The organism is Lactobacillus kimbladii (assembly GCF_014323605.1).
Lineage (GTDB): Bacteria > Bacillota > Bacilli > Lactobacillales > Lactobacillaceae > Lactobacillus > Lactobacillus kimbladii_B.
The window spans coordinates 416873-429551 of the sequence record NZ_SCMB01000001.1 but is presented as its reverse complement, the minus strand read 5'-3'; the positions used below and the strand labels follow the sequence as shown (position 1 = coordinate 429551).

Below are 12679 nucleotides of genomic sequence, written 5' to 3'. Positions count from 1 at the left end.
TTGATCAGGCATTACCTATGAACAATACTTTTTTGGTACTGTTTGTAGGTTTTTTTATTGGAAAGGAAGTAGTTGAAGTGAAATTTGTTAAAAATTTTAACAACAACGCTGCCTTGGTGTCTGATAAAGCTGGAGTAGATTGGGTGGTGATTGGCAACGGGATTGGCTTTGGCAAAAAAGTTGGCGATCCCATTGATGAGAACAAAATTTCACGCCGTTTCGTTGCTGTTGAAAAGAACATTAAGATGATTGACAGCGTAAGAGATATTGATCAGCGGACCTTGACGTTAACGACTGCTGTGATTAATTTGGCAAGTCAAAAATTACAGATTACTTTTTCTGATTATGAATTTTTGGTTTTGGCTGATCACATTGATTTTATGTTAACCCGTGCTACAGGAAATATTGAATTAGGTCAAGATACGCTTGGCTGGGAAATGAAAAAAATATTTCCTAAGGAATATGGCACGGCTCAAGAAGCCTTAAGGTTAATGAAGGAAAAAACTAAGCTTGACTTTCCTCAAAGTGAGGCAGCTTATCTGACATATCACTTCATTAATGCAGGTTCTGGTCAAACAAAACTGCAGGATACAATTAAAATTACTAAACTGATTAAGGGAGTAATTGATATTATCCAGTATCAATACGGAATGCAGCTGGATACTGAATCATTTAACTTCAACAGGTTCATGACCCATTTACGTGCCTTTATGGTAAGGCATATGTGTGGTGAAAGCGACCAGGATTCAGGCAGTGAACTTGACCATTCCTTAATTGAATTAATGAAAGTCAAGTACAAAAAGGCTTATGATACTGTCCAAAAAATCGGCACGTACTTATACAAGCAGGCAGGCTGGCAATTGCAGCCTGACGATCAGGTATATTTAACTCTTCATGTCTGGCGGGTAACGCATAGACAAAAAGATGCTCAATCGCAGAAGAATTAAATTTACTCTATTTTAATAATTTATAAGTTTAAACGGTGTGTTACTGTTTACAGGCATTAACCCGAGAACTTCAGGTGAAAATCTCACAATAAATTAGTGAGGTGCTTTCTTGAGGTCCTCGGGTTTTGATATTTAGGAGGAAAAAATGGCTTACGAGGATCTAAGTCGTGAAATTATCGCTGATGTTGGCGGTAAAGATAACGTGATCAGTGTTGTGCACTGTACTACGCGCTTGCGTTTTAAATTAAAGGATATGAAAAAAGCTGATGATGACAAATTAAAGGCCACTGATGGTGTAATTTCTGTTGTGAAATCGGGCGGTCAGTACCAAGTTGTGATTGGCAATAATGTCGCTGATGTTTATGACACGCTGGTTAAAGTAGGCGGCTTTTCTGGTGGCGGCAGCGTGCCCGATGATTATGAAGATACCAGCAACATGAGTTTGGCCGATAAGTTCATTGATTTAATTTCCGGTATTTTCAACCCGATTTTAGGACCAATGTGTGCTGCCGGTATGATCAAGGGCTTTAATGCCATGTTTCTGGCTTTTGGCTGGGAAGCACAAACTTCTGGTACTTACATTATTTTGAATGCCATTGGTGACAGTTTATTCTACTTCCTGCCAGTTATTTTAGGAATTTCAGCAGCTAAAAAGTTCGGCATGAATGGCTATCTAGGTGCAACAATTGGTGCTGCACTTTGCTATCCTTCAATTGTCGCAATGGCCAGCAGTAAAACAACTCTGTTTACTGTATTTAAAGGTACTATTCTCCAAGCACCAATTCACATGACTTTTTTGGGAATTCCAGTAATTTCGATGAACTACACTTCATCAGTCATTCCGATTATCCTGTCAATTTGGTTTGCATCTAAAGTGCAAAAATTGGCTAAAAAGATTATTCCTGATGTTGTCAAAACTTTCTTAGTGCCATTTATGGTTTTACTAATTACTATTCCTGTTACCTTTATTGTCATTGGTCCTGTTGCTACCTGGTTAGGTAATGCTATTGCAGCTGCTGTCAGTGCTGTTTACCACTTCAGCCCAATTGTTGCCGGCATTTTAATGGGAGCATTCTGGCAAGTATTTGTTATCTTTGGCGTTCACTGGGGCTTTGTGGCAGTTATGATGACCAATATTGCTGCTTTAGGTTATGATCCAATCTTAGGCTTATCTTTAGCTGCATCATTTGCCCAAACGGGTGTCGTTTTAGCAATTATTTTCCAAACTAAAGATGAAAAAACCCGCAGTATTGCGATTCCAGCCTTTGTTTCTGGTATTTTCGGGGTTACTGAGCCAGCTATTTATGGTGTCACCCTCGAAAGAAAGAAGCCGTTTATTTTAAGTTGTATTGCCTCTGCAATTGGTGCCGGCATCATTGGCTTTTTCCAAGTAAAAGTATTCCAGATGGCCGGAATGGGAATTTTCTCAATTCCAGACGCTATTGGTAAAAATGGTATTGATACTGGCGTTTATGGTTTAATTCTAGCAATGGTTATAGCAACAATTTTAGGCTTTGTTTTCCAAATGCTATTTGGTAAAAACAGTGTTGACGCACCGATAACTGAACAAGCTGCTTTAGCCACAGCTACAAATGCAGGTACAGATGATGCTGCAGCAAACAATTCTGCAAGTTCCGCAAATGTTAAACCAGAAGTTTCATACAATAAGGAAGAAAAATTGGTAGCTCCGTTAAATGGACAGGTTGTGCCATTAAGCGAGGTTAAAGATGAGGTCTTCTCCAGTGGCTCAATGGGCAAAGGTGTTGCGATTGCACCACGAGAAGGCAAAGTTTGTTCACCCCTTGATGGTGAAGTGGTAATGGTTTTCCCTACTGGCCACGCAATTGGTCTTAAATCGACTAATGGCGCAGAAGTAATGATTCATATTGGTATGGATACGGTGGAACTTGATGGCAAAGGCTTTACTACTTTAGTTAAAAAGGGTCAGAGTATTAAAAAGGGTGAGCCTCTTATTAAATTTGACCTTGAAGCTATTAAAAAAGCTGGCTTTGAAACTACAACACCAGTAATTGTTACTAATTCTAATAATTACCATGAAGTTAATGTAGTTGCGAATGGTACAATAACCATTGGGGATGCATTATTAGACTTGAAATAACGAAAGGAGACAATAATGACCACAAATAATTTTCCTAAAGGATTTTTATGGGGCGGTGCTACTGCTGCCAATCAATTAGAGGGTGCTTACCAAGAGGGAGGTAAAGGTTTATCTTTACCAGATGTTATGCCTGGCGGTAAGGACCGAATGAAAATCATTGCTTCACCTGATTTTGATTTTAAGATTAATTCAGATTACGTTTATCCTAACCACATTGGTATTGATCACTATCATCATTATAAAGAAGACATTGCACTTTTTGCCGAAATGGGCTTTAAGTGCTACCGCTTTTCAATTGCCTGGTCCAGAATTTTTCCTAATGGGGATGAAGAAACTCCTAATGAAGAGGGACTTAGGTTTTATGACTTACTAATTGATGAATGTCTAAAGCATGATATTGAGCCTGTGATTACTATTTCTCACTATGAATTACCTCTTCATTTAATTACAGAATATGGCAGCTGGAAGAATAAGAAGTTAATTGACTTCTACGAGCGTTTTGCCCGCACTGTTTTAACCCGCTACCAAGATAAAGTTAAATACTGGATGACTTTCAACGAAATTAACAGTGCCGCTCACTTTCCAATTATGAGTCAAGGCTTAACGACAAGTAATGGTGCTGACGATAAGAAAAATATTTACCAGTCATGGCATAACCAATTTGTTGCTAGTGCAAAAGCGGTTAAAATTGGTCATGAACTCAATCCTGATATAAAAATTGGCTGCATGATTTTATACGCTACCACTTACAGCTATGACTCAAATCCTAAGAACCAGTTGGCTACCCTGCAAGATAATCAGGCTAATAACTTTTTCTGTGCTGATGTTCAAGTCAGAGGACATTATCCTGCCTATACTAAGAGTTTATTAGCTCGTCAAGGCGTGCAATTAGCTGACATTGATTATACTGATGATGAATTAGCATTGTTAGCTCAATATCCAGTTGACTATATTGGTTTTAGCTATTATATGTCATCTGTAGTTGATGTTACCCATGAAAACCAAGAAACTGCTAACGGCAATATGATAGGCGGCGTTAAGAACCCATTTTTAAAGAGCAGTGACTGGGGCTGGCAAATTGATCCGACTGGATTAAGAATTGCCTTAAACCAATTGTCCGATCGCTACCAAAAACCTGTTTTCATTGTTGAAAATGGTCTGGGCGCGGTAGACAAACCTGACGAAAATCATTATGTGGCTGATGATTACCGGATTGACTACTTGCGTGAACATATCGAGGCTATTTCCCAGGCAATAGACGATGGCGTTGATGTTATGGGCTATACTCCTTGGGGCTGTATTGACTTGGTCAGTGCTTCAACTGGTGAAATGTCGAAACGTTATGGCTTTATCTATGTTGATGAAGACGATGAAGGCAACGGCAGCTTTAACCGTTACAAGAAAAAGTCTTTTGACTGGTACAAAAAGGTTATTTCCACTAACGGTGCTGATTTAGGGTAATTATTGTCGGAGATACAACTCGGCTCATGTGAGCAAAATAAATAAGAAAAAGCGTGCTTAAAAGCACGCTTTTTTGCTATGTCAATTTCTATTGCAATTTTTTCAAAACATTGATTGCTATAAACTAATTAGTCATAGTTAGGCTGCATAGATTATATAAATCACCTTTTTGCTTCATTAATTCTTCATAAGAACCTTCTTCAGTAATAGTGCCGTCTTTCATAAAAATTATCGCATCATATTTTTGTAATAAGTTTGGATTCAATTTATGTGTTACCACAATTGATGTTAAATCCTTTATTTCTAAAATGGCATTTTCAATTGCAGTAGTATTTTTTTGATCTAAAGATGACGTTGCTTCATCCATTAACAAGATAGGTGTTTTTCTAATTAATGCTCGCGCTATAGAAATTCTCTGCTTTTGGCCACCAGATAAAGCTTTGCCATTTTCGCCAACATTCAGATCAACGCCCTTAGAATTGCCGTCTACTAGCTTTCTTAAACCAGCCTTATTTATAGCATAATTCAGTTCTTTATCTGTAAAAGATTTCCCTAGCATTATATTATACGCAAGAGAATTATCAAAAATATAGACGTCCTGTTGGACAATATTTATTAGTTTATAAAGCGATGACAAATTAATGTTATTGATATTTACGTTATCTATACTGATGTTGCCATCCTTAGTCAATTTGTAATATCTCATTAGTAACTTTAATAATGTTGTCTTACCGCTGCCCGACATACCTACAAGTGCGTATTTTTTGCCTTTTTCTATTCGTAAGTTGATGTGTGAAAGTACCCTCTTTCCCGTTTCACCATGCTGGGGATAGGAAAAACTAACGTTGGTCAATTTGATTTCATTTTCAAATCTGTTCAATTTCAAATAGTTGCTGTTATCTTTTACCGGATTATGCACTTTCTCCAGCAACTGATTCAGAGTTTTGCTGGCGGCTAAACCAGCCTTTTTGTTATTCATTTCCAGACCCAATTTGCTCAGTGGCATTACAATAAAATTAACTAATTGCACAATTGCTGTAACTCCGCCAATACTGGTGTTTCCATTAATTACCATAAACATTCCTAGTCCGTATGCAACCAGAAAAACTAAATATCCAGAGAAATTCGAAATTGATACCGAAATATTATTAAGTTCTGACAGAGAAAACTCACTATCAGCCCGTTTATCGTTACCGTTCTGAAATTCTTTGCTAATTTGCTTTTCAATATTAAAGCTTTTAATTACTAAAAAGCCTGAAAATGCGTCTTTTACCTTGGAGACATAGGCATTTTGTTGCGTCAAAGCCAGATTTTGCTTTGCCTGCATTTTCCCACCCAACAAACTCATAACAATAATTGGCACTAAACTTACTATTAGCACTGGTATTGACAGCTGCCAGTTAATCATAAACATCCCTATAATCGAGAAAAGCAGTAATGACGAGTTAGAAACAATACTAAAGAAAGATTTGATATATTTTTCCTCAATTGTCGAGACAGTATTTGTCATTGTTGCTAAAAAATCTCCGGTACTATTGTTGCTGAATTCATTTAGGTCACTTGCAATAATCTCATTAAAAATATGCCTGCGATATTTTTTACTAAAATTATTAACAAACCTATTTTTGGTTAGTTCACTGGTAAAAACAGCAGTTGCCAAAAATATACATACTAATAAACAAACAAATATTGCATTTTTTAATTCATAAACATTCCTGGCAATCCCTGAGTCAATTAATCTTTTTAACACCAAAGCAAGCAATAAGTTTACAAGGGGATAAACTATTCCCGAAAAAAAGAGCGCAAGATAATAATTTAACTTATCATATTTTTTATACTTTTCCATTAATATAAACAACCTTTCTATTCTAAAAAACATAAGTAAAAGTATCTAATTATTTTAAATTCTTCTACGTCTTCTCACTATACGCTAAACATTTTATAATCGAAAGAACTATTTTAAAATAAAGTTATATTTTTTAAAATTATAAAATAATAGTTATTTTGATAGTTCTGCGTGAAAAAAATTATAGAAAGTTTTTTTAAAAATAGGCAGGTCAAGTTAGTATTAATTTGAAGGATATTAAGCATAGAAAGAAGTATTTCATTACAAATACAGAAAAAAATAGTTTTTACGAATCACAAAGGATTGTTTATATTTTGTCTTAATGAGAACATCTAATCTGGAGTATTTAAATAGATACAGGAGGAAAATAATGAAAGGAAAAATTTATGCTAAGGCGCAACAGGTTGGCAAGACATTCATGTTGCCAATTTCGTTGCTTCCGATAGCGGGATTATTTCTAGGATTGGGTGCTTCTTTTACCGGTCCGACTTTTATAAAGTTGTATCACTTGGAGAGCATTTTATCGCCAGGGATGCCGTTAAACAGGTTTTTAAGCATTTTAAATGACTGTGGCTCTGTAGTCTTTGACAATCTAGGCTTGCTATTTGCTGTCTCTATAGCGTTGGGAATGGCAAAAAGTGAAAAAGGGGTCGCTGCGCTTTCTGCGGTTGTAGGCTACTTTTTAATGTACGCTTCCTTAACCAGTTCAATTAAAAATCTCAGAAATTTAAATCAGCTCAAACAAGTTAATGGCTTAATTACAAATGTGTTGGGTTTTAACAACACAATGAACCTGGGAGTATTCGGGGGAATTATTATTGGGTTGATAGTCGTATGGCTACACAATAAGTACTACAATATTAAACTGCCAGATGTAATTTCATTTTTTGGCGGGACTCACTTTCCGCCAATAGCCGCCGCGGTTTCTGGCGTAATATTAGGAATTTTGCTTTCATATATTTGGCCTTATTTTGCTGCTGGAATTTCTGCTTTGGGCTTCTTTATTGCTAAATCAGGAGTAGTTGGTTCCTTTCTATACGGATTAATCTACAGAATGTTGATACCCTTTGGTTTACACCACATTTTCTATTTGCCATTTTGGCAAACAGCGGTAGGTGGAACGGCTGTTGTTGCTGGTCATACCGTGCAAGGTGCCCAAAATATTGTCTTTGCACAATTAGCTGCCGGCGGGAAAATTTCGTATGAAGCTGCCAGATTCTTTTCATTTCAGTTCCCAGAAATGATTTTTGGCTTGCCAGCTGCTGCCCTTGCAATGTACTCTGTAGCTCGTAAAGATAAAAGGAGTGAAATTAAAGGACTTTTAGTATCCTCTGCGGTAACTTCCATTTTAACTGGAATTACCGAACCACTTGAATTTACTATTTTATTTGCTTCACCATTTTTGTATTTTGGCGTTCACTGTGTACTTTTTGCTTTTTCTGCAGTCTTTGTAACATTGCTAAAAGTAGGAGTAGGCTTTACCTTTTCCGGTGGCTTAATAGACTTTGTTCTTTATGGTGTGTTACCCGGAAATGCCAGAACTAATTGGGTTCCAATCATCTTCTTAGGTATTGCTTATTTCGTTGTTTACTATTTCTTGTTTAGATTTGTAATTACTAAGTTCGATCTCAATACGCCTGGTCGTAAAGATGATACTACTTTAAAAACCAAGAAAGATTATGTTGATAATAAGAAATTTACTGCTCTAACTAAAGATGAGCAAGTAGCTTATGAAATAGTAGCAGCTCTAGGCGGAACTGATAATTTAGTGAATGTTGACAACTGTGCCACAAGGCTGCGGGTGACAGTTAAAGACGGCAATTTAGTAGATAAAGAAACTTTAACCTCAACGGGAGCAGCCGGAACAGTAGTTAACGGTGCGTCTGTCCAGGTAATTTATGGCACTACTGTCGGCAACATTAAAACAAATGTAATGGATCTGATTAATAGCGGCAAAGCACCAAAAACTGTTGCAAATTCTGTTAAGCCAGCAAATAGTTCGAAGTTAGATTCAGAGGATAAAAAAGTTCAAAAGTCAGTTGAAACGGGTCCGAGTCAAAAAATTGCATTGTTTGCACCTGCTGATGGACAGCTGGAATCATTGCAAACCTTAAATGATGGGGTCTTTTCCAAAGAGTTGGTAGGTAAAGGCCTTGCGATCTTACCAGAAAATGACAATATTTATGCTCCAGTTAATGGCACTATAACAACAATTTTTCCGACTAAACATGCAATTGGCATAAAAGATGAAAATGGCATTGAGTATCTTTTGCATATGGGATTAGATACTGTTGAACTTAAGGGCAAAGGCTTTAAGATTCTTTGCTCTGAAAAAGAACAAGTCCATCAGGGTGACAAGCTGGCAGAGATGCATATAACAGAAATTAAATCTGCTGGAAAGGCAACTGATGTTATCTTTGTAGCTACTCTGTCTGACCGATTATTAGATGTCAAAATTGCTGATAATGATAGAGTTACTGCTAATGATCAAGTAGCCGAGTTGTTGGTTAAAAAATAAACAGCTATAATGCCAGATTTCTATGTTAGAACATATTGCTTCAGCCAATTGCTGCAAGTAAAAAAGCCAAGCTTTTCGTTTAGAAAGCCTGGTTTTTTTTACTCAAAAATTAAATTGATGGCAAATTTGAAATAGGGTTTAGTTGCCAATTTGCTTACGCTATATTTATTCACATTTTATTTTTACTGTCATAGATTCAACAAAAAATCGACTTTTTGTGGACAATACAATTGTGCATTGTCTACTTATGCAGAATCGTCTACTAACATTTTTTGCATATTTCAACAAAAAATTAAACAAGCTGTGCCTTTTTATCTATGATGCCACTATAGTGATGCCCATTTACCATTATGAAAGTGATTAAATAAATTTTTATTCTCTTTAAGCAACCAAACTACTGTTGTCTATCATAAACAGCTACTCCAAGATTAGTAAGTATAGTGACAATTTCTATTAAATCTTTTGCTTGAATTTTCCTAATTCTAATTGAATAACTTTTTTATTCACAGTCAAATTTAGTTTAAAAAAGTCTGGGTTAAAATCAAGTGGACTGATTCGAACTTTTTTATGATATGTAATTTCAGCATTAGTGATATTCTCGAATAAATATGATTTTGTATATATTTTTTTGATATGTAACAGCTGCATAAGTTTCATTGCATCATTTGAACTATAACTCACTACAGTAATTCCATTTTTATCGATCAGCCAATATCCACTAAAACATGTTGGTAAAGTAATAAAAATTCCTGCCAAAATTGTGAATCCCAGTACCCACCATGGTTGATAGCCAAATCCAGTCATAAATAATGACACTAAAATGACTAAAATTATTCCTGTGATTACATGCAGAATGTTTACTTTATGTCCAACAGTCACACTTTTATTGGAGTTAGTAAATCCTGAATTATTTGAAGGATAGAGTTGTTGTCCTTCAATCATTTCTTCGTTTGACTTCATGATATTTACACTTTCACAACTTAGCAGTAACTGCTTTATTTTCATTTAATTATACTGCGTCTTAGCTTTAGAAAGGCTTTTCTTGGCAGCAACGGAAAATTTTTGCTTTTTGTTGATCCCTAGACTATAGGAGTGTCTTAATCAAATTGATAATAAAAAGCTGGTTACCAGTGAATGCTGGAACCGGCTTCTATTTATACTAAATTGCCACCTGTCTTTTCCTGCACAATTTTTTTCAACTGCTTACTATATTCAGTCATGCCGATTAAGGCAAACTCTTCTATTTGCCTTGCGCAATTATCCAGATAAACCTGTTGGGGATCAAAATGATAGTTAATAATGTTTTCCAAAAATAATAGAGTCATCTTATTAAAGCAGGTTAGTGGCTGGGTGTGAATCTCATGCGATTTTTCCACCAACTGCTTTGCTTCCTGGTACTTGTCTTTTTCCAGACACATACTAATCATATTGATTAATATTCCCAACACTATAAATTGTATATTGTCATTATCGCTATCTTTAAATTGTTGAAAAATTTTGTTAGTAATGATCATATCACTGGCAAAATCATAAAAAACCATGCAGTTCAGGAAAATTTTGATAGTTTTCCAGTCAAAATTCTCTTCATTAAAGAATTTATTTTTTAGTTGCTGGATTTCCGCAGCGCTCAATTTCTCTTTAGTACCATCTATAATAGCCAGGATCGAGTTCACACGTAGCATTAATTCATTTTTACTAGCAAGCTGGCTACCTGCGATAGTCTGTTTGATTTCTTTTAGGCGCTTAATATCAAAATTATAATAAGCGTCTGTCATTTGGGCAACAATCTTCTTTTTGAGATTATCTTCACTTTCAGCCTGGTAATCAAGTTGCTTAAAAAAAGTAGCAATTTTCACGTGATTTTGCCGTAATAGTTCAATTAGGTCTGCCGCTGAAATACGGGTCAGATCTTTTTCTACTTTAGAATAAAAAGAGGGGCTGATAACGTCGCCAATCCATGCGCGTTGAGTTTTGCCAGCTTCTAAACGGTATTGTCTAAGTAATGCACCGATAGTCATAATTTAACCTCATTAATATTTTTTTGTTTCATATATGACACTTTTCTTTTCTCAATTTTAGCTCAAGTACAATTGAAAATAAAGAAAGCTAAAAAGGAGAAAAAATTATGACTATCTTTTTTAAAAATAAAGAATATCGCAAGTTTTCAATTGCCAGCATTTTATCTAGTGCTGGAGATATTTTATTCTATTTAGCGCTGATGACTTATGCCAGTCGGCTCAAAAATTATTCGCTGGCCTTATCATTAATCGCCATTTCAGAGTCAGTTCCCCGGCTGTTTTCCAGCGTTTGTGGCTATCTAGCTGACCGGACGCAGAATAAATTTCAAAAAATAGTCTGGATGGCCATGATTAGAGGTGCGCTTTATTTACTGGTTGGTTTTCTTTTTAGCCAGAATATTGCGGGTTGGAATCTGGTAATTATGGTGATTATCATCAACTTTATTTCTGATACGGCCGGAACTTATTCTGGCGGACTGACCACACCACTAATTATTAGTCTGGTTAAAAAGGATGAGATTGCTGAAGCCGAAGGCTTTACCAGCGGTGTCTCACAGGTAATTACTTTGGTTAGTCAGTTTGTTGGGTCAGGACTTTTGCTATTTATGTCATATTCTGCACTGGCTGTAATTAACGGCCTGACCTTTATCTTAGCCGGCTTGATCTATTACAATATTGCCAGAAGTAAACGTAAAAAGGGTATTGCAACTATTACGCAGGAAATCGATGATCGCGGTTTTTGGGCTACCTTGGTTTTAGCATTAAAGCAAGTGAAAAAGGCTAGTGGCCTAGTTACTACAGTACTGGTAATCGCCGTTTTAAACGGAGTTCTCAGCACGATCGAGCCCCTGATTTCTATTGTAATTGCGGGCAATCGTCAGGTGATGGTCATCGGAACTTATAGTTTTACAATAGCGTTAATTGGCGCTATGGCAGGAATAGGCGCTGCCTCAGGCAGTATTTTTGGTACTAATTTATTTAAAAAAGTTAGCCTTTATCTCATTATTATATTTGCCAATATTGCTGGTGCCAGTGTCATAATTGCTATTTTAAGCAAACAAATCTGGTTCTGTTTAATAACCTACTGTATCTTAGGCTTTTTTGCGGGAACTGCTACACCAAAACTAACGCAGTGGATGGTAGGTGCAGTTGATCATAAAATTTTGGCATCTTCCATTGGCCTGATCAATACGATTTTATTAATTGCCAGTCCCTTAATGACAACTGCTTTTACCACCTTATCAGCGGTGACAAACGTGCAATATTCTCTTCTAGGATTATTAATCGTCAGTATTTTGCTCTTTGCAATTACCGTATTGGTGATGAGAAAATCCGCACAAAAAGCGCAATAAATAGCCATTTAGCTGGTAAACTTGCAGTTGCTTTTTGCCAGCATTTTTCTAAGCCAGATATAAAAAGCCACCAAGATAATGGTGTGAATACCAAAATTAGCACACTTTATGGTTGTTAACTGAGAACTAATTGCCCTTATTTGATCGGAGTTAGTTCTTTTAGTTTGGTCTTAATTTGATAATTATGCCAAAGCTGATAGATTATAATTTTATCTTGTTTAGCTAATTTAGACATAAAAAAGACCCAAAAGTTGGATAATTTTTGGGGTTCAGTACAGTTTTTGCTTTTTTTAAAAAATTGAACTAAAATTGTGCTAATTTTTTCATATTAGCTTCGTCTAATCTTACTTTGATATTACCTTTCATTTTGACAGTTGGATCTATTGCCCTAACATGCTGTAGTAAGGCTGCAGCTTAG

8 protein-coding genes are annotated in these 12679 nt (G+C 36.0%); 5 read left to right on the top strand and 3 right to left on the bottom strand.

Translation table 11 applies throughout. From position 1 onward, the window contains the following. The first annotated feature begins 77 nt into the window (after positions 1-77). The 3 genes from ERK18_RS02100 (at position 78) to ERK18_RS02090 (ending at position 4527) form a co-directional block, all read left to right on the top strand. Entirely contained in the window at positions 78-947 is an 870-nt protein-coding gene (locus ERK18_RS02100) for a PRD domain-containing protein (RefSeq protein ID WP_187154078.1), read from the top strand. Positions 948-1092: 145 nt separating this feature from the next. Then, positions 1093-3066: a beta-glucoside-specific PTS transporter subunit IIABC gene (locus ERK18_RS02095; RefSeq protein WP_187154077.1), complete on the top strand. Its 1974-nt coding sequence runs from the start codon at positions 1093-1095 to the stop codon at positions 3064-3066. A gap of 15 nt (positions 3067-3081) precedes the next feature. Further along, entirely contained in the window at positions 3082-4527 is a 1446-nt protein-coding gene (locus ERK18_RS02090; protein ID WP_187154076.1) for a glycoside hydrolase family 1 protein, read from the top strand. A gap of 124 nt (positions 4528-4651) precedes the next feature. Here ERK18_RS02090 and ERK18_RS02085 read toward each other — a convergent pair whose 3' ends face one another. Beyond that, positions 4652-6373: an ABC transporter ATP-binding protein gene (locus ERK18_RS02085; protein ID WP_187154075.1), complete on the bottom strand. Its 1722-nt coding sequence runs from the start codon at positions 6371-6373 to the stop codon at positions 4652-4654. A gap of 370 nt (positions 6374-6743) precedes the next feature. Here ERK18_RS02085 and ERK18_RS02080 point away from each other — a divergent pair, with 370 nt between their 5' ends. Beyond that, entirely contained in the window at positions 6744-8891 is a 2148-nt protein-coding gene (locus tag ERK18_RS02080; protein ID WP_187154074.1) for a PTS sugar transporter subunit IIABC, read from the top strand. 453 nt (positions 8892-9344) lie between these two features. On the opposite strand, the gene ERK18_RS02075 is transcribed toward ERK18_RS02080, so the two are convergent. Both ERK18_RS02075 and ERK18_RS02070 read right to left on the bottom strand, forming a co-directional pair. Beyond that, positions 9345-9851, bottom strand: a complete 507-nt coding sequence (locus tag ERK18_RS02075) for a hypothetical protein (RefSeq protein ID WP_187154073.1) — start codon at positions 9849-9851, stop codon at positions 9345-9347. 194 nt (positions 9852-10045) lie between these two features. Beyond that, positions 10046-10909: a helix-turn-helix domain-containing protein gene (locus tag ERK18_RS02070; RefSeq protein ID WP_187154072.1), complete on the bottom strand. Its 864-nt coding sequence runs from the start codon at positions 10907-10909 to the stop codon at positions 10046-10048. A gap of 107 nt (positions 10910-11016) precedes the next feature. Between ERK18_RS02070 and ERK18_RS02065 the strand changes: the two genes are divergently transcribed. Further along, on the top strand, positions 11017-12261 hold the full coding sequence (locus ERK18_RS02065) for an MFS transporter (RefSeq protein WP_187154071.1): 1245 nt from the start codon (positions 11017-11019) through the stop codon (positions 12259-12261). Positions 12262-12679: the final 418 nt, after the last annotated feature.